We start from the raw sequence: 19,030 nt of genomic DNA on the forward strand, positions 1-19,030 counted from the left end.
GAAAAGTTCGACGTATGAATCTCTCCAGATCCCAATTCTTGCGATACTTAGGGAAGGGCGCGGCCGCGTTAGCGATCGCAAAGTCGGGCGCTCTTCTTAGCTCGACAAAACCGGGAAAACAAAAGTTGGAACCGTCCGTTCCTTCTAAAAAAAATTCTTTCCCGAAATTTCAACCGATCTCTTCCAGCGAAAGTGACGCGGTGATTCTTCCCAACGGTTATAAATACAACACCATCGCTCTTTACGGAGATAGAATCAATCCGCAAGGGGATACGTTCGGATATAACTCCGACTTCAATTGTTTTCTTCCTTTTGCAAGTAAGAAGGACACCGGTCTTCTTTGGAACAATCACGAAACCCTCGGAACTTTGGAATATTACGTAAACGGATACGACGTTCTCAAACCCGGACCGAACACAAGAACGGACAAACAGATCGAACAATATCTGTATTCTCTCGGCGGTTCCGTGATTCGAATCGCGAAGAACAACGGAGAATGGACCTTGTCCCCCGATTCTAAATACGGAAGAAGGATCAACGGTCTTACGGAATTTCGTCTAACGGGTCCGGCGGCGGGAAGTCCCGCGATGGCGAACACAAACCGAGTTTTCGGAACCTTCGCCAATTGTTCGGGCGGAGTCACGTTTTGGAACACCGTTCTTTCCTGCGAAGAAAACGTGGAATGGGTCATCGAACCTTGTAAACTTCCGCACGAGACTCATTACGGTTGGGTGATCGAAGTCGATCCTTTCGATCCGAAGTCCATGCCGGTAAAACACACCGCACTCGGAAGATTCGCACACGAAAACGCGGCTTTGGTTCTATCGCCTTCCGGCAAACTCGTGGTTTATATGGGAGACGATTCAAAAGACGAATACGTTTACAAATACGTTTCCAAGAATACATACGACGCTTCCGCGGGCGCGGCAAATTCCTTACTTTTGGAGGAGGGAACTCTTTACACCGCGGATTTCGATCGCGGGATTTGGATTGCTCTGGATTTAGAAACCAACGAAACATTAAAGAATGCTAAAAAAGAAAACGGTGATAGACGTTTTCAAACCCAAGCCGATGTTTTGGTTTATTGTAGGGAAGCCGCAAAAGTTTGTGGAGCGACTCCTATGGATCGTCCCGAGGATATAGAAATTCATCCTTTGGACGGAACCGTTTTTATCGCAATGACCAACAACGACAAACACGGAAATTTATTCGGACAGATTCTCCGTATCCAGGAAAAATCGGGGGATCACGCGGGAATTGAATTCGATTTCGAGGTGTTCGCCGCGGGCGGAAAGGGTTCGGGTTTCGCTTCTCCCGATAACATGGCCTTCGACTCGTCCGGCAATCTATGGATGGTCACCGATATCTCTCAGAAACACTTAAACAGATCCGTATATAAGAAATTCGGCAATAACGGTTTGTTCGTGATTCCGACGGAAGGAGAGGACGCGGGTAAGGCGTTTCAATTCGGTTCCTCGCCGACGGGAGCGGAGTTTACGGGACTTTGGTTTACTCCGGATCAAAGGGAATTGTTTCTTTCGGTTCAACATCCGGGGGAGAATACGAAGGACTATCAAAACCCGACGAGCCATTGGCCGCACGGAGGGAATTCCATGCCGAGGCCGGGAGTAGTTGCAATTTATCTAAAGTGATGTCTGCGGCCTTATTTGGCCGCTACTTCGATGGCTTCGGCTTCCGTGGTCAAATGAGTGAACGGTTTCCAAAGTCCTAAAAGATTGAAGATTTGAATCACCTTCTCGGACGCTTCGGTAAGAATCAGTTTTTTACCGTCGTTGGTAAGTTTGTTTCTGAGCTCGAAGATCGCGCGGATTCCCGAGCTGGAAATGTATTTGAGTTCGTTCAGATTGAGAATCACGACTTCCGGGTGAGGGGGATCGATGATCTCGCTTTTGAAATCCGTAAAACTGCTTTCATCCAATCTTCCGTCGAGTGAATATACAAAAACTCCGGCCGAGGTTTCTTTCTTTTTGATGTTCAATTGACTCATAACTTACGAACCACTACGTGTAATTTTTTTTGGGAGAGGCTAAATTCAGCTTTTGCGCCGGGTGGAAAATCGTAAATCGTTTCCGCAAGCGAATCGATCGAAATTCCACCTTTCATTTCGGAAATCAAACTAAAAGTATCTGCGACCGTAAAATGATCCAGAGTATACCGAGTATGTTCCTTTTTTCGAAGCTCTCTACAATAGACTTTAAAAAACGGAGATTGTTTGTCAAAACTTGTATCCGTATTCTCACAGGACATAACCCAACCCGTGGAACCCGCTCCTGTATACACGAGAAGCCCCGAACATTTCTGTTCTTCCATTTCTTCCCCGTGACAGATCAGAAAACGGCTCGTTAAATCGGGGCTGTTGTTTCGAATCGAAATTTCACTGATGCCTTGTAATGTGCTGACCTTTCTCCCGTCCGGATAATGGATCTTCACTTCGATCAGCGGCCATTCTTCGATGACCGCATTCTCCCAACCGGTTTCCAGGGCCTTTTTGATGTCCTCTACGTGAAAGGAAAGAAGCGCTCCTACCGACGTGGGCGGGTCGGAATTACAACCGAGCACCAACGTATCCACGGCGTGGTGCGCTACGAATGTGAAATGATTGTCCCCGCCGAGTGCGATCACGAGATCGAAGTCGGACGGAGGATGTTTGTCCATGTCCTTTCTAAAAATGAAGGTGCTTTCGGGAAAAAGTTTTTTGAGAGTTTCCCGGTTTTCCAGCTGTCTCAGATGGGATTCGTGGATTCTCGGGAAAGAATCGTTTTGAATCATATAGATTCTTTGGATCGTTTCGAGAGAACCCCATTCTTCCATATCCAACTCGAACTTGGTTCTTTTTCCGAGGATCAAAACCCGTTTGGCCGATTGTAGACGTTCCAAGGTCATTGAATGATCCAAATACAAGATCGGTTTGAAAACAGAAACCCATTTTTCGAGCCGGAAGAATTTTCAGCGCTCTAAATTTTCGTTTAAGCGTGAACCGGCTCGGAGGAAACGTCCTGATCCCTGTCTTCGTCTCTGGATTCTTTTTCGGCTACGATGGCTTTTAAAGTCGCCATGATCATCCGGAACTTGGAACGATTTCCGACGAGACGATAGAGTTCCACGAGATGTTTTAGATTTCGGATATTGCCCGGTTCTCTCGAACGAAGACGTTCCGAATATTCGATCGCTTTGAAGTATTCCTTCGTTTTACGAAGCGTAAAAGAAGTGTAATATAGAAATTCGTTGTCGAACGGAAACTTCGCGATGTAATTCTCCGCATAACCCGCCGCGGTCGGATATTCCTTTTGATGGATGCAGATTCTTGCAAGTTGTTTGTATAAACCGGGATCGGACGCGCTGATCGCCAATGCCTTTTCGAATAATTCTCTTGTTTGGGTGAGATTTTTCTTTCGAATCTGTTGAATCCCTTCCTTAACGAGAAGATTGTATTCGTCGCCCGCGGAAGGAATTTTCTGAAGAGGAAGTTCCGTCGGAGTCTTATATGCAATTTTCATAATGGAAAGATCGTCCGTTACTTCGCCCGCGTGGCTCAGAAGTTTTTCCAGATCCTGAAGGTCTCCGTTTGCGAGTTCCACAAGTCTTAGAAAAAGGGTTTCGTCCTCGTTCATAAAGGATTCTTCCGAACCCGGTTTGCGGAGAAGAATGTCGTCTCTTCCGTCGGAACCGATGAACAAAAAGTCGTTCGGTTCGAGTTTAAAAACGCGGATGACCGGCTCGGACGCATTCTCCGTAAACCCGATCTTACGAAGCAACAACTCTGGATCTAAGAACGTAGCCTTTCCATCCCGATAAAGAACCATCCAAGGATGTTCCGCGTTGATGGAATACAAGGCTCCCGTTTCGTGATCGATGAGCGCGATCACCGCGGATACGAGCATACTTCCGTCGAACGTTACGAACACGTTTTGAAGCTCCGTATAACAGTCCTTCAACCATTTCTCGGGAGTTTTTTTCTGATTGGAACGCGAAAGCTGAGTTCTCGTCACGATCGCTTTGAAAACGGTTCCCATCACGAGCGCACCACCCGCGCCTTGGATGGATTTACCCATCGCGTCCGCGTTTAAAACTACGAGATAATTCTTACCCATCAAAGTGATCTCTTGGATGGAACAAAGATCCCCTCCGATTTCGGAGTTTTTGGTTCTAAACCGGAATTCTTTTTTTTGTTTGAGAATGGATTCGATTTTTGTGTTCTCGTCCGCGTAACGAAGGGAGGTCAACGGCTGAATGAGTAGGGATGTGAGATAATAATCCCCGTCCTGCTTTTCCTTCAGCGCTTGGACTTCGTTTAACGTTTCCTGAAGCTCCTGAGTTTTCTCCTCCACCTTTTTTTCCAGAGAAAGTTGGTGATCGAGTAGTTCCTTCTTCATGTTTACGAAAACCTCTCCCATCTGACCGAGTTCGTCCGTACGGTCCAAATCGATGATGGTCGTTTCGTCTTCGGAAGGATTTTTCATCGCGAAGTTCAACGCTTTTACCGCGTTGATGATGTCCCTTGAGAACAGATAAGAAACGAGAAGAATTCCTATAAAGATCGAAAGCGCCAAAAGACCGCAATAGATCCAAAGATTCCGGGTCGCGTTGTGCAGATCCGTTTCGTCGATCAAAAGGAGAAATTCGAGGGCGAGATTGGTCAGTCCCTTGTTCTCGTACGGAATTCGAGTCAGATAAAAATACTTTCCGTTATAGGAGAATCGAGATCCGTTCTTCAAGGTTTGGATCGGATGATTCTTCATATATTCCTGAATCATCGGACCGGAAGTGGAGATCTGTTTTTCCTTTTCATAAATCGCCATGTGAACGTCGGTCGAGCCGGTGATGTTCTCGGTGAATTTTTGATCCACAACCTGGCCGACCAATACCAAAGAACCGTTTCTCAAAGGAGAAGTCACTCGAAGGCCAAGGCCGCTGTGACCGAGTTCCAAAGTGGAAGCGATCTTTCCGCTCAACGCTTCTTGAACGATTTTTTGTTTGGACTTATCGTCCCCGAAATCTCCGGGTCTATGAAAACGATAAACCACCTTGCCCGAAGAGGAGATGACTTCGAAGATTGAAAGGTCGTATTGTTTCATGATCCCGAGAAAATATTCTCTCTGAGAATCCAAAAGACCTCTACTGCTTGAACCCGCTTCGAGAATCGAAATCGTTTTTGAATTTCGTTCCAGCTCTTTGAGCATAAAGCGGATCGTTTCTTCTTTATGCCTGAGTTCCTTTTGAAAATCTACCGATTTATCGAGAGCCCGTTTATCCTGCGGCTCGTTTTTGACCCGGTCGATCATCTGGATGAATGTGATCGCGAGAATCAAAACCAAAAACAACTGACTTGCACTTAAAATTAAAAATATTTTTTGACGAAAGCTCATAAACACTCACTGGGATTTCAGATGTCATCTTGAATAGGGCATCAAACGATCTGTATTTTTTTCGAATACGGCCCGGACCGAAAGGTTCGTTTTGTTTTTTCAGCATGAAAAACGAATTATCACTTGAACCCATAGCATTGAAAGGTAGTTTAGAAATCCCCCGGTTTTCAGATCGGGAATGTGAAAATCTCGTTACAGAAATAAAGAGCTTTATGTCCCCAGAAGAGAAACGAATTCAAGAATTAGAAGATGAAAACAAAAGACTCAAACGGCAAATAGAGAACACGGCTCAGTCCCCCTATCTCAAAAGGGGAATGGCGAGCGTGCGTTATTACGCCAGAATCTTTCGGGAAGAAATCGTAGAGAACGAAATCCGAGGAAGAATCGACGAAAGTTTGGGAACCTTATACGAGATCAAAAACTTCGTACACCGTTATTCGTCGTTAGCCGGTCTTGATCCGGACACGATCCGAATCATAGCGACCGAAGCCACGCAGAACATCGTGGAACACGGTCAGGGAAAATACGCCGAAATTGAATTAGAATTACATAATGAAGTTGTGAATCCGTTTTTTAAGATGTCCTTCAAACACGAGATGCAACCCGGGATGAAATACACCCTATCGCAGATCAACGAAAACGTAAAGAAGGGCGACTTCTCTTCCGAACTTTTCGACATAGAAAGTTCCAGGGGCAGGGGAGAATTCCTCATGAAGGAACTCGCCGACGAAAGACGCGTTTTGAACGGAGTGGAGATCACACCCGAAGGCAACAAGGTCCATTACTTTAAAAGGGTCCTCATCAACTACCGCGATCCGAAGGGTCCGAGAGACGTTACGAGTTTCGACGAAATCAAGGAAGAGATCGATCGTCTCGATCCGGAAGAGGCTCTTTGTTACTTTCACATCGATCATAGAAAGAGTAAGTTATCCTCGGTGACGATCGTGATCGCATCCTCCCGTGAAACCAAACTCAGAACGTTGATGGAAGAATCCGGTTTTTATCTTGTACACAAGGACAAATACTACAGAGCCGTGTTTTGTTCCTTCGAACCTACAAAAGAATTCACTCCATCCGAGCTTGAGAACCTTTTTGAAAAGGTTCGTAAACAAGTGGAGATCGAAAAGGAATGAGTTCCGATTCCGCATCGGGTAACGCAGGCGGAAGTTCGGCCGGATTTCCGTTTCATCCTTTTCAGGATTTTTTGTTAGGCGAAGTGCTTCTCAAAACCTTGAAGGAAACCGGCGTTTCCGTAGAGTCTGCGGAAGAGGCCGTGCTTTCCCATCTTCCTTCCGATCAAAAGAATTTCGTATTCACTCCCAACGCAAAAAAACAAACCTTACTCAATCTTTATCCGGAGAAGATCCGTAACTTTTTGAAAACGGGTAAAAAAGAGGAAATCAAAAAAGAATTCAAAACGATGATCGCGACCGAGGGGAGAATGGACCTCGCTCTCGAACTTCTCGAATGGTTGTTTACCGGGTTCGATGAAAAAGAATTGTTAAACGAATTGTTCACCCTCGTTCTGAACGATCGCATTTCTCTTGCGGAAGATTTTTTAAACCGATTGAAAAAGAATTACGAAGACGAAGTTTTAAAGGATTTGGAGAATCTGGATTGATCGGAGTCGGCAGTAGTTTCCGAGTCAGTGAAAAAGCCCGCTTGTTTGCGGGCTTTTTTGTATATTAGGAGTTTCTAAATTTAAGCGGCTACCGTGGAAGTCGAGGTCGGTTCTACCAGGACGTCCGAACCGCGAAGAACTTTCTTTCCCTTTTCGGTCCAAACGGCTCTTTGGATTTTGATGATTCTCAGCATATGAAGAATTCTCATCACCTGATAGGTCATATCCAATTCGAACCAACGGAACGCAAAGTTCGGGGAATTCGGATGCGCGTGGTGGTTGTTTTGATACAATTCACCGGCGATCAAAAAGTCCACGAATAGAGTGTTCTTCGAGTTGTCCGGATTCTCTTTATGATTTCTATAACCATACATGTGACCGCACCAGTTCACGATCGCTCCGTGGATCGGTCCCATCAGCCAATGAACCGGAAGAAGAAGATACCAACCGTATTGACCCGCAGGAACGAAGTAAAGATAGAATAACGTGTAAAGGGTTCCGAACGTAAGTCTGAACGTCCATGAATTGCTGAGAGCGTCGATCGCAGGCCATTGCGGATAGTTGCCTTTGAATTCTTTTTCAACGTTAGCCGTTTCTTCCAGGATCGCTTCGTAATTCAAAGCGGTCTTCCACATCATATCCAAAAATCCTTTGGAAGCGACCGGAGAATGAGGATCCTTTCCGGTATCGCTATAGGCGTGGTGTTGTCTATGCATGATCGCATAAGCGCGCGGATTCAGGAAGGAAGAACCCTGAGCCACACAAGTAAAGATGTAAAAAAACTTTTCCCAGAACTTGTTCATTTTGAACATCGCGTGCGCCGCGTATCTGTGAAGGAAGAATGATTGAGCAAAAGCCGATAAGAACCAATGCGCAATGAAAAACGAAAGAATGATCGCCATTTAGTTAACCCCTGTTGAAAAATAGGAGCGAAAGAATCGGGGTAGGTTGCAGAAAAGTTGCGGATGGAACGAAAAAAAATGAGAACGGGAAAGTTCGGAACCGTTTTCGGGCTTGTAAGAATTCCGAAAACAAGGGCGAGAATATGTCAAAAAACCGAACTGGACGGCAAAATCCGCGTTCGGTTTTTTGATCATTTAGGAAAGAATCAAACGATTACTTACCTTTGTGAACCGGTTTCACGGAAACGCGGATCGCATCCACCTTGATTTTATAACCGCCGGAAACGGTTACGATTCCTTTGTAAAGATCGGAAACGTCCGTGATCTTAGCGATGAACCAAGAACCGTTGCGGGATTCGTCCTTGTTCTCGGGAGCGCGATAACCGTCTTCGGTTCCGATATCGGCCATGATCACCACGGTTCCGATCTTAAGATCGCTCGGTTTTGCAATTTCGGTCGCGTAATAGAATTTCGTCCAAACCTTGTTGCCGTCGTGAACTTGAAGAAACTCGCCTTCGTTTTTCGTTTTGACGGAAGGCGCAGTGAGTTGTTTTGCAAGATGAACGTGAATCCAAGCTTGATTTTTGAATTCTTCCTTAGTGATAAAGAAATCGTCCGGTTGGATGTAGTGCGCGTCTTCTTCCGCAAAAAGATAAGAAGGTAGAAGGCTGATGCAGAACGCGATCGCAAACGTCGCGCTTACAGAACGGAAAGTTGTTTTCATTTTTGACTCCTTGTCAAAGTTTCACTCTTAATTAAGGTTTTATGTAAAAGACCGAACGTGGCCGATCGGATTAAGGAATCAAGATAGAGTTCGTCCCGATTTAGGAAACAAATATTTTCATAAATTTCGCGATAAGGATTCGATATTGTCCGTTTTATCGGGTCGGGCGCATATAAAAATAAAAGCCGAATCTATAAATCCTGTTTGATCGTTTTCGGACGAATCTTTAAGAATTGTTTCTGGAGAAACATCATGAAAGGAAAGAAGATCGGAATCTTGGGTTCCGGCGCGGTCGGTCAAACGTTGGCGAACGGCTTTTTAAAATACGGAGCAGAAGTAAAGATCGGAACCAGAGATCCGGCTAAACTCAAAGACTGGTTGTCGAAGGCAGGAGCGTCCGCGTCCGTGGGAACGTTCGCCGAAACCGCGAGTTTCGGAGAAATTTTAGTTCTATGTTCTAAGGGAAACATCGCTTCCGAAGTTTTGAAGTTAGCCGGAATCGATTCTCTCGACGGAAAAACGATCATCGATACGACGAATCCGATCGCCGAAGAACCTCCCGTGAACGGTGTCTTGAAGTTTTACACGTCATACAATGAATCCTTAATGGAACAACTTCAGAAGCAGGCGCCGAAGGCTCACTTCGTAAAGTCTTTCAATTCCGTGGGGAACGGCGTAATGGTAGACCCGAAGTTTAAAGACGGAAAACCGAGTATGTTCATCTGCGGTAACGAGGATTCTTCCAAAAAAATCGTATCAGATATTTTGAATACGTTTGGATGGGAAGTGGAGGACATGGGGAAAGCGGAAGCCGCAAGAGCGATCGAACCGCTTTGTATTCTTTGGTGTATTCCCGGATTTTTGTCGCAATCTTGGACCCATGGGTTTAAACTTCTGAAGTAATTCTTCCGCGCCCGCTTAAGGTTTTTCCGGTTTCGGTTTGATCGACGCGGATCTGGACTTGGTTCCGCCCGCGGCTTCGAGTAGGGGAATGATCGAAGTTCGTTCGTACGCTGTCGCCAGCGAAAGTGCGGTAAATCCGTCCACTTGATAGTTCGGATCGGCTTTTTTATCCAAAAGAAGTTTGGTAAGTTCGGGAAGATCAAAATAGACGGATAGATGAAGAATTCTCCATCCCTTACTTTCCGCGTTCGGATCCGCGCCTTCGTTTAACAATTTCGCCGCAGTTTTTAAATCCTTTTTGTAAGCCGCCTTGATCAAAGCGTTGTTTTTTGCGCTTTGTTCTTCGGGGCTTAACGTCGTCTGCGTGTTGTTAGTTGCTGGTTGAGAATCATCCTTTGCGGGCGATGAGGTTGAAATTTTTGCGTTCGGGTTTCCCGCAAACGCGTAATCAAAAACGACTTTTGCGTCTTGTTTTCCTTTGTGAAAGAATAACTTTCCGTTGGAATACGTCGGGTGATCGATCTTAGTCACTTCGGAAAGATTCGTTTGAGAGTCATAGATGGAACCGTACGATTTTCCCGTAAAAAGTTCGGCGACCAGACTCTGAGCGGTCCAAGGAGCCCATGTCGCATAATAACCTTGAAAGCCCGCTTTTAAAAACGGAGCGGAGTACATAGCGATTCTATGTTTGGTTTCTTCCGCGTCGATCACTCCCATATCGTACGCCATATTGCCCGCGGTAAAACAAGCTCCTAAAAACAATACCACGGCTCCGGGCGCGGGTTTGAGAACATTCTCAACGTCGTCGTTCGAAACGAATTTTCCCTTCAATGCAAAACCGCCCACATACTTTTGATGATAAGGAGAATCGTTGAGATTGCTTCCGACTCCGTGTCCCGCATATAAAACAAGATTGGCGCCTTTGATCGATTCCTTGATTTGATCCCATGAATTTTTAGGACTGTAGTATTCCGTAACTTGAACTCCTCTCGCGCGGAGAACCTTTGCAACATCCTGCATATTCTTTACATATCCCAAGGTTCCCGGTCCGTTGTCCCCGTCCACATCGCCTACGAGAGCGACAGCTTTGAATCCGTTTCCGGAAACCGTAGCCTCGGGAAGGTTCGCACGTTTGGAGATTTTCAGTAAGGATTCGCCGATCGCGTGATTGGGATGATCCGTTCCTTCTGCAAGAAGAGAAAACGAAAGTAAGAATAGTAGAATGGTCTTTGTGGGATTCATAGGGAGAATAGACTAAGAAAAAAAATTCCAAATGTCAAGAAGAAGTGATGTCCGTTTAAATTATCCGTCGTAAAAAATCGGAAACGGCCGAGTCGAAATCGTTCGGCCGCTCGGTCGTTTATTCCACGCTTCGAACGTCGTCCTTATCCAAGATCTTATTTCGAATCGGTTTTACTTTCGGGAAAGAATCCTCCAAGATCGGATTCTCGATAGAAAGATTGCGGGACGCGACCGAATCGTCGGGAAGAAGATCGATATTCAAGGAACGAGAAGCTCCGCCGGAAGGTTTTGTAAAACCGATCAGAACGTCCCCGCCTTTTACGATCGAATGCGATGGAGAATTCAAAACTGCGAATATAATGTGTTTTGCATGTGTAAGACCCGCTCTAACTCTCGGATACGAAAGCGGTTCCATCGGAATCCATCCGAAGGAAGGATGCCAAACCTCCGCGATCTTATGATTCAATTCCGGTTTTGGGCTGACCGGGAGCCAATTCCAAGCGAGCCTTGCGGGAATCCCCGCGCTTCGAAGTAATGCGATCTGCGCGTAGCTGTGTTCCGTACAAGAACCGTGACCGTTCTGTAAAACGACCGGAGCCGGATCGAATCTCCCGTCCTGTTTATATACCAAGTTCTTGGTGATATGTTTGTAAACCGCTTGGATATAACCTTCGACGTTATTCGAATCCGCTTTGAGTTGATCCCGAACGGAAACGATACCCGGATCTTCGATTTTATAAACGGGTTTGTCCTCCAAAAATTGTTTCCATTCTTTGGAAACTTTCCAGTCGTCCCAGGACGTTTTGAAATCCGAAAGTCCCGAATCCAAGTTGAAACGTGTGAGTTTTGCGGAATATACGACCTCGGTCCAAGATTGACCCGCGGAAAGAGCAGGAACTTTTACGATCAAGGTTCTGTTGTTCTGAGCGTCCTCTTGGAATATTCCGTTTTTTGAAAATACTTCTTCGCTGAGAATTTGATACGCCGTTTCTTTGGGCGGAATCACGATCGCGATTTCCGTTTCCGGAGAATCCTTTTCCTTTGCGGCGATCGAAGCGGTATAAACGATCTTGTCGATTTTGGGAGAAAAACGATAACTCAGATTTCCCTTGAGGATCTGATTCTCCTTTGAAACCGAATACAGTTGGTCTCCGATCCGTATCATATTTTTATAATACGATTTTTCAGGATCCATCAAAACGAACCCGATCGGGTTCGAACGACTTTGGCCACCCGTCTTACACGCGAGTTTCGGAGCCGACTTGGAATCGATACGAACCGAAAGATGATCCTTGATCGAATTTAAAATCGGATTGTAAGAATGGAGATTGAATTCTCCTTCGGAATACCAAAGAAAAACTTCCTTATCCGAACATACATAGGCGTTCGAAACATTCGAAACGGGAAGTTCCTTGTTTTCGATTTCGGAGCCGGAATCTTTATCATAAAAAGAGAATGTGTTTCCTTGGATCGAAAAAAGTTTTCCCTGAACGATTCCGATCGAAGTCCAGCCGCTGTTCGTCTGCACAAAAGGAATTCTTTTTTTGATTTCAAGCGTAGAGGGTGCGATCACCGCGATTTCTTTCTTAAGTCTTGCATAGACGAGTTCGTTCTCGCGATCCCATGCCAAACCGCGCACCGGTTCTCCCAAATCGATTCGTTTTGCTTCTCCGTTTTTTAGATTTCTAAAAAGAATACCGTGGCTTTCCTTATCGTTCGCACCCGGAAGAATTGCAGGCCATAAAACCCAATTCCCCGCGATCAATGCGCCTTGAAAACTGCGGACCTTTTCATCCGCGTTCGGCGGAACCAACCCAGAATAATCGTCTTGTTCCACCACCTCCCAGTCTAACCGCGGATAGGCGGAGTCTGCGAAAAGGGAACCAAGAGCAAAGACGAAAAGGGTAAACGCAAGTGAAAATCGAATTCGTGAAAACATGCGAGAATTTGACGCAAGCGACGCCGGAAATCCAGCGGTTTATTGGTTTATTAATTACGATTTTAAATTCTTTCGAATTTCTTGAAGAGCGAGTCCTTCCAGAGTTTCGAAGTTGGAGGAAGCGGAGTAGGGAAGGTTTTCCACGATCTTTAAACCGAAATTGCCATATTCGTTTTTGATCCACTTCTTAAGTTGCAGATCGGTTTCTTTGGAACGGTCCGAGTTCGGTTTCGCGTTTCGGATATAATCCAAAAGTTCTGGGATACCTTGTTTGGTTTTGGTGGAGGTTTTGAAAACGGGAGGAAGATTCTTCCCCGGCATAATGTCTTTTAGAAATTCCAGAGTGGTGATCAACATGTGATAACTGGAGTTGGCGAGAACTTCTTCGTCGCATTTGTTCAAGATAAAAGAATCCGGAACTTCCATGATTCCGCTTTTCATAAATTGAACCTGGTCCCCGCCTAACGGTTGTAAAACGAGAAAGGAAAGATCCGTAAGTTTGGAAACCTCGATTTCGTTCTGGCCGATTCCCACGGTTTCGATAAATACGTATCTAAAAAAACAACGAAGCAAACGGATTACGTGATACGTATACGGATTCACTCCTCCGAGTTCGAGTTGGCTCGGTTGGGAACGAAAGTAGATTCTTTTTTCTCTTGCGGGAAGAGACAAACGGGTTCGGTCGCCGAGCAACGAACCTCCGGAGATATGACTGGAAGGATCGATGGCTACGATGGCCATCGTTTCTCCGTTATCGGCTTTTAAAAATTGAGTCGCGAGTTCTCCGAGCAGAGAAGATTTACCCGCGCCCGGAGTTCCGGTGAACCCGACCGTAAGGGAATCGTTACCGTTCAGACCGCGTTCTGCGAGAGTTTCAAAAAGATTCTTTCTAAATTGAAAAGAATCCGATCTTTCCACACCGGAGATGAGCTTTGCGAGAGGAAATTTTTCTCCCTCCCGCGCGCCTTCGATGAGATCCGCGAGTTCTTCTTTGTGTTTCACAACCATTTCCGAAACGAATGTGCGTTACGTTATGCGGCTTTGATCGTTTTCGAGATGATGTCGATGATTCTTTCCATCACGTCCATCAAATCGTAATCTTTCGGAGTAAAGATCGCCTTCACACCGAGTTTTGTAAGCGCATCGAAGTCGGATGGAGGTATAATTCCTCCGAATACGACGGGGATATCCGCTTTGTAGTGTTTGAGTTCCGAGAAGATTTGTTCCGCGAGTTCGAGATGTGAACCGGAAAGAATAGAAACTCCGATCACGTCCGCGTTTTCTTCCACTGCGGTTTGAACGATTTCTTCGGGCGTTAAACGAATTCCGGAATAGATCACGTCGAAGCCCGCGTGTTTTGCGGAAACCGCGATCATCTCGGCTCCGTTGGAATGTCCGTCTAACCCCGGTTTGCTGACTACGATCTTCGGTCTGGAACCGTTCGCTTTTAAGAATGCTTCAACCTTTCCTCTCACACGAACTACCTTATCGGTTTCGAGATTGAGTTTTTGTCCTTCGACTCCGGTTGCGGGTCTGTATTCACCGAAAACGGATCTGAGTACGTCCGCCCATTCTCCCGTGGAGATTCCGGCTTTCGCGCACTCGATGGATGCTTGCATTAAATTCTTACCCGCTTTTGCGTCGGCTTCGAGAGTTTCAAGCGCGGCCTTAACCTTGTTTGCGTCCCGTGCGCCTTTTACTTTCGCAAGTACTTCGAGGGTTTCCTCCGCGGACTTAGGATCCACTTTAAAAACTCCTCCGTCTTGATCGGTCATAAGAGGAGAAGGAGTTCCTTCGGTCCACTTGTTCTTTCCTACGATGACGAGTTCGTTGTTGTTGATCTTCGCGAGACGTTCCGCTTGGGATTTCACGAGCTGAGATTTCATGTAGCCGTTTTCGATCGCCTTGATCGCTCCGCCCATGTCGAGAATCTTCTGAATCTCTTTGTAAGCTTCTTCTTTGAGTTCTTTTACCTTACTCTCTACTACCTTAGAACCTTCGAATAGATCGGGATACTCGAGAAGATCGGTTTCATACGCGAGAACCTGTTGTAATCTCAAGGACCACTGTTGATCCCAAGGTCTTGGAAGTGAAAGCGCTTCGTTCCAAGCCGGAAGTTGAAGCGCTCTACAACGAGCGTCGCGGCTCATGGTGACGCCTAACGCTTCGATGAGAATTCTCCACGCGTTGTTTTCGGGTTGTTCTTCGGTAAGACCGAGAGAGTTCACTTGAACCCCGTAACGGAAACGACGGTATTTTTCCTGTTTTACGTGATAACGATTGATCGTGATTTCTTCCCACATATCCGTGAAAGCGCGCATCTTGCACATCTCTTCCACAAAACGAATTCCCGCGTTTACGAAGAAAGAAATTCTTCCCACACACTGTTCGAACTCGTCTTCGGTGAAACAATTTCTTTCCTTAATCGCGTCGAGGATGGCCATCGCGGTCGCGAGTGCGAACGCAAGTTCCTGCACCGGAGTCGCTCCGGCTTCCTGCAAGTGATACGAACAGATGTTAGACGGGTTCCATTTCGGAATATTTTTCAAGCTGTATTCGTACATGTCCACGATCACTCGGATCGATTGAGCCGGTGGAAAGATGTAAGTTCCTCTTGCGAGGTATTCTTTGATGATGTCGTTTTGGGTGGTTCCTTGAAGAAGGGAAACGTCCACTCCGCGCTCATGGGCGAGGGCCACGTAGAGGGACAAAAGATACATAGAAGTCCCGTTGATCGTCATCGAAGTGTTCATTTCTTCGATCGGGATCTGATTGAATAGGATTCTGAAATCCTCCAGGGTGTTGATCGGAACGCCGACTTTCCCGATTTCGGGTCTTGCGACCGGGTGATCGGAGCTGTAACCGCACTGGGTTGCAAGGTCGAACGCGATGGAAAGTCCCGTTTGTCCCTTGGAGAGGTTTTTTCTAAAAAGTTCGTTGGATTCTCTCGCGTTTGTGTGTCCCGCGTAGGTTCTGAAGATCCAGGCCGGTTCTTTGGATGGTTTTCCGGTTTTGTCGTAAAGGATATGATCTTTGTTTTCCATGAATTCTGTCCCGATTCGAGGTTCTCATTGTTACTTCAAAATGTGTTGGTAGAATTTCACCCAAATTTTTATCCTTGCTCTGATTTCCGCAAAAACCCTACGGGCCCCCATGGACTTAGAAAGAAGCAATAAAGCCAACCCAATCTTCCTTTTCCTATCTGCGATCGGTCTCGCAGTCGTTCTTTCCGTGCTCTATAACTGGTTCGGAGAACCGTTGAATCCGGAAGCGATGAGAATGCTCGCAAACCTCCGGTCCTTGACCGAAGAAGGCAAGTTTTTCTCGGACGAAGCTCCGCTTCCGTTTTTGGTCCTGGATTTTTGGAAATCGATCACCGGACTCAATTATACAACAGCTCTCTTTTCGCTTTCCGCGTTTATTTTTTCTCTTAGCATTCATTTGATTGGGCTGACCTTACAAAGGGAGAAGTGGAAACCGAATCACTATCTTTTATGTTATCTTTCCGCGATCACGCCGCTTACGTATTCCATACCTCTGGTTTTTTATCCGGAATTGTTCGGTTTGTTTTTTCTTTTGATTCTTTTTCTCGCGTTTAGAATGGAGACGTTGGGCGACATATTCCTGCTCGTCGTTTGTATCTTAGGAAGTTTCTTTTCTCACTTCACCGTGTTCTTGGTAGGTCTTACGATTTTCGTAACGAAGGCGGGAACGGTAGGAATCCGGGAAAGAAAAAAGAACCAATCCGTTTTCTTTAAACGAAGGAACATTCCACAACTCGTTCTGCTCGTTTATATGGGAGTGTTTCTGACCCTTCTTACAATTTTAGTCACGACGAATTTTTATGGGGAGAATTCCTTCGAAACTTTTTATAAACTTCTTTGGAGTTACGTCGCCAACTTCGGGCCTTTGTTCTTAATTCTTTACATAGGAAATTTTCTTTTGAGATCCGAAAAGGAACTCAATACGATTTCCGCGAGCGCGGCTCTGATCGTCATTCTTCTTGTGTCCGCTTATTTTTCCGTTAAACCGACATCGGGAATCAACGCCGTAAAACTTTCCGCGTTTACGAAGGATCTCGTAAACTTAAAAAGTAGGGAAGTGATTCAAACGGACGAAAAAATCTACGCGAGTCCCGCGGTTTCGTCTTACGTGTATTTTCATTCCAAACAAAGATTGTTTCCGGTTCAGCCGAAGGAATGGAAAAATCGAGATTATCTTTTTCTGGAAGAGGTCTGGCTCGCGGACAAACGGGAAATGTTGAAACGTTATAAGTTTAAGAATCCTCAGTTCGTGTTTTTATCGGGAGAACAGATTTTGATCACCGGATTTTTGACGAAAGTGATTTCCGGAGAAAAGGAAAACACTCAGATCAAGATCCAAGTGGAAAAAGCGAAGTCTCAACTTCCTTCCGGTAACGGTGAAAAAAGATTAAATCGTTTTCTTACGGGGATTTTTTCCTCTTCTTCTTTAAGTCCGGAACTGATTCCTTGAAATCCATCTGGAATAAAAGGTCGATCACAAAGAATTCAAATTCCGATTCGGAACTCGACGAAGAATCGACGGTAGGCGCCAACGGTCTTCCGTTTGAAACCGCATATTGGAGGGACATCTACGGTTCGGGTACGGACGTGGATGCTACTTTCAACGCGAAAGAACATGCGCGTTATGCGAAATCGATTCTGAATCTGATGGAAATTCCGGTAAACTCGATCGCCGACTTCGGCTTCGGTAAGGCCATTCTTCTTAAGGAAATGGTGAAAATTTTTAAACCCGGAAGAGTTCTCGCGATCGATCCTTCGGAGCAGATGCTCGACGAACTTCTCGCGCAAAAATGGATTCGAGCTTGGAACATGTCCGTGTTGAATACCACCGTTCAGGATTTGGATCTTTCTTATTTTGTTCATCTTCCGTTCGATCTTGGAATTTGCAACTCGGTGGTTCAATACATCGACGGCGATCTTCGTCCGGTCTTTGAGAAACTTCATAAAATCGTTAAGTATCTTTATTTCTCCGTTCCTACCAAGGCCGATTACATTCGTATGAAGAAGGATATTTATTTTGAAGATCCTTACGCGCACGTTCGGACCAAAAAACAATATCTCAAGATGATCGAACCTTATTTCAGAAGAGTCGGGTTTAATCTTTTGGAAAGTAGGTTGATCGGCGAGGCTTCTCGTTTTACCGATGAGATGTTTATCGAGTAGGGATGTATGTTATCTCCTCGCTCCATTCCTCACCGTGGTAGAGTAGTGGACTTCATCAAATTTCTTAGAATTTTCCCCAATTTCACTATTCCCCAGAGCTTCGAGTCCGATTACATTCGCATTCTTCAGAAAACTGAATTCATCTAAATACAACTGACTGAACTCAGGACGAATGTATCCGTAAGCGGAGAAAGCTGCTTTGACTAAACGATGATTTCCTTCAGCGACCTGATTGTGAACTCCATCCCTGCTCCATCTGTTCTTCGCTAACCTGTATCGATTGTCTTTTGATTTCGCACTGTGATTTACGGATCGATGGTTCTTGTAGACACCAAAGAGCCAAGGATAGCCTTCATCCGTAAAGAGTGGAGTAGAGAATGGTAACTGTTTAACTAACAGAGGTCCGATTGTATCGGCTTTTGTATCTGAGATTGATGTAAAGAAAGCAGGACCGTTCTTAATCGCGATGGAATGGAATAACGTTCCAACCTGTTTCCCTCCTAATTTCTCAGAGAGATAGATGGAGGCTGTTAATCCAGTCTTTCTGTAACGAGCTCTTCCTTTATTCGCTCTTTGACTCGCACTGTATAAAACCGCTGAATCAGCACATACATAGGGTTTCTTAGCCATTCTGCGAGTGAGGGAGGTATCAGAGTTTGGATCTAACTTAAACTCTTTGAACTGAGTTTCTAAAACTTTAAAAGTGAGCTCTTTGTAGATCGGTAAGAGATCGGAGCAGAGTAATTGGAACCTTCTCTTTAACAGCGATGCGGCCTTGTAGCTGATTCTTAACTTTCTTGCAATCTCCGAAGAAGTCAGCACTTTAGGGTATTGAATCAGTGATTCATGAAATACGAATCCGAACATCCACAGCGGAAGTTTAAAGTGATTCAGGGGAGTATAACTCAGCCTTGAACACTGATACCTACGATCTCACAGCGAATTACATCGGGTCGAGTGGAGATCTCTTTTGTAAGGATCTGATCACAGTGAGGGCAGTGTTTGGGATAAAATTCATTGAGGATTTTTTTTGTGATCTTGGTATAGAAAGGGATGTTGAAAGGTGAGTTCTCATTTGAGGTAGAGTAGCGAGAATGGGAATTCT

15 protein-coding genes and 1 pseudogene are annotated in these 19,030 nt (G+C 45.4%); 6 read left to right on the plus strand and 10 right to left on the minus strand.

The window, feature by feature from the left end:
* The first annotated feature begins 14 nt into the window (after positions 1 to 14).
* On the plus strand, positions 15 to 1,652 hold the full coding sequence (locus tag CH367_RS10365; RefSeq protein WP_100762444.1) for a PhoX family protein: 1,638 nt from the start codon (positions 15 to 17) through the stop codon (positions 1,650 to 1,652).
* 11 nt (positions 1,653 to 1,663) lie between these two features.
* Here the strand turns inward: CH367_RS10365 and CH367_RS10370 are convergent, their stop codons facing one another.
* The 3 genes from CH367_RS10370 to CH367_RS10380 all read right to left on the minus strand — a co-directional run bounded on the left by CH367_RS10370 (position 1,664) and on the right by CH367_RS10380 (position 5,387).
* Positions 1,664 to 2,008: an STAS domain-containing protein gene (locus CH367_RS10370; protein ID WP_100762445.1), complete on the minus strand. Its 345-nt coding sequence runs from the start codon at positions 2,006 to 2,008 to the stop codon at positions 1,664 to 1,666.
* A complete protein-coding gene (locus CH367_RS10375; protein WP_100762446.1) occupies positions 2,005 to 2,904 on the minus strand; it encodes an NAD(+)/NADH kinase in 900 nt (299 codons plus the stop codon). The genes CH367_RS10370 and CH367_RS10375 overlap by 4 nt, the downstream gene beginning before the upstream one ends.
* An 83-nt stretch (positions 2,905 to 2,987) precedes the next feature.
* A complete protein-coding gene (locus CH367_RS10380) occupies positions 2,988 to 5,387 on the minus strand; it encodes a PP2C family protein-serine/threonine phosphatase (protein ID WP_100762447.1) in 2,400 nt (799 codons plus the stop codon).
* Positions 5,388 to 5,599: 212 nt separating this feature from the next.
* Here CH367_RS10380 and CH367_RS10385 point away from each other — a divergent pair, with 212 nt between their 5' ends.
* Positions 5,600 to 6,520 carry an ATP-binding protein gene (locus CH367_RS10385; protein WP_100762448.1) on the plus strand — a complete coding sequence of 307 codons (921 nt, stop codon included), beginning with the start codon at positions 5,600 to 5,602 and terminating at the stop codon, positions 6,518 to 6,520.
* Complete coding sequence (locus tag CH367_RS10390; protein ID WP_100762449.1) at positions 6,517 to 7,008, plus strand: hypothetical protein; 492 nt, start codon at positions 6,517 to 6,519, stop codon at positions 7,006 to 7,008. The genes CH367_RS10385 and CH367_RS10390 overlap by 4 nt, the downstream gene beginning before the upstream one ends.
* An 80-nt stretch (positions 7,009 to 7,088) precedes the next feature.
* Here the strand turns inward: CH367_RS10390 and CH367_RS10395 are convergent, their stop codons facing one another.
* Both CH367_RS10395 and CH367_RS10405 read right to left on the minus strand, forming a co-directional pair.
* Positions 7,089 to 7,910, minus strand: coding sequence for an acyl-CoA desaturase (locus CH367_RS10395; protein WP_100762450.1), 822 nt, complete (start codon positions 7,908 to 7,910; stop codon positions 7,089 to 7,091).
* 214 nt (positions 7,911 to 8,124) lie between these two features.
* Complete coding sequence (locus CH367_RS10405; RefSeq protein ID WP_100762452.1) at positions 8,125 to 8,634, minus strand: hypothetical protein; 510 nt, start codon at positions 8,632 to 8,634, stop codon at positions 8,125 to 8,127.
* Positions 8,635 to 8,886: 252 nt separating this feature from the next.
* Here CH367_RS10405 and CH367_RS10410 point away from each other — a divergent pair, with 252 nt between their 5' ends.
* Positions 8,887 to 9,537 carry an NADPH-dependent F420 reductase gene (locus tag CH367_RS10410; protein WP_100762690.1) on the plus strand — a complete coding sequence of 217 codons (651 nt, stop codon included), beginning with the start codon at positions 8,887 to 8,889 and terminating at the stop codon, positions 9,535 to 9,537.
* 15 nt (positions 9,538 to 9,552) lie between these two features.
* On the opposite strand, the gene CH367_RS10415 is transcribed toward CH367_RS10410, so the two are convergent.
* From CH367_RS10415 to CH367_RS10430, 4 genes are all read right to left on the minus strand, one after another.
* Complete coding sequence (locus CH367_RS10415; RefSeq protein ID WP_100762453.1) at positions 9,553 to 10,779, minus strand: ankyrin repeat domain-containing protein; 1,227 nt, start codon at positions 10,777 to 10,779, stop codon at positions 9,553 to 9,555.
* Positions 10,780 to 10,897: 118 nt separating this feature from the next.
* The gene (locus CH367_RS10420; protein ID WP_244284543.1) at positions 10,898 to 12,616 is read right to left on the minus strand and encodes a transglutaminase-like domain-containing protein; all 1,719 of its coding nucleotides are present in this window, start codon (positions 12,614 to 12,616) and stop codon (positions 10,898 to 10,900) included.
* A 156-nt stretch (positions 12,617 to 12,772) separates the two neighbouring features.
* A complete protein-coding gene (locus CH367_RS10425) occupies positions 12,773 to 13,720 on the minus strand; it encodes a P-loop NTPase family protein (RefSeq protein WP_100762691.1) in 948 nt (315 codons plus the stop codon).
* Positions 13,721 to 13,749: 29 nt separating this feature from the next.
* The gene (locus CH367_RS10430; RefSeq protein ID WP_100762455.1) at positions 13,750 to 15,762 is read right to left on the minus strand and encodes a protein meaA; all 2,013 of its coding nucleotides are present in this window, start codon (positions 15,760 to 15,762) and stop codon (positions 13,750 to 13,752) included.
* A gap of 109 nt (positions 15,763 to 15,871) precedes the next feature.
* On the opposite strand from CH367_RS10430, the gene CH367_RS10435 reads away from it, so the two are divergent.
* Positions 15,872 to 17,212, plus strand: a complete 1,341-nt coding sequence (locus CH367_RS10435) for a hypothetical protein (protein WP_100762456.1) — start codon at positions 15,872 to 15,874, stop codon at positions 17,210 to 17,212.
* A 23-nt stretch (positions 17,213 to 17,235) separates the two neighbouring features.
* Positions 17,236 to 17,925 (plus strand): class I SAM-dependent methyltransferase, encoded by a 690-nt coding sequence (locus CH367_RS10440; RefSeq protein WP_100762692.1) that lies wholly within the window; start codon positions 17,236 to 17,238, stop codon positions 17,923 to 17,925.
* A gap of 9 nt (positions 17,926 to 17,934) precedes the next feature.
* Here CH367_RS10440 and CH367_RS10445 read toward each other — a convergent pair.
* A pseudogene (locus CH367_RS10445) lies at positions 17,935 to 18,980 on the minus strand (transposase).
* Positions 18,981 to 19,030: the final 50 nt, after the last annotated feature.

This window comes from Leptospira barantonii, from assembly GCF_002811925.1.
GTDB lineage: Bacteria > Spirochaetota > Leptospiria > Leptospirales > Leptospiraceae > Leptospira > Leptospira barantonii.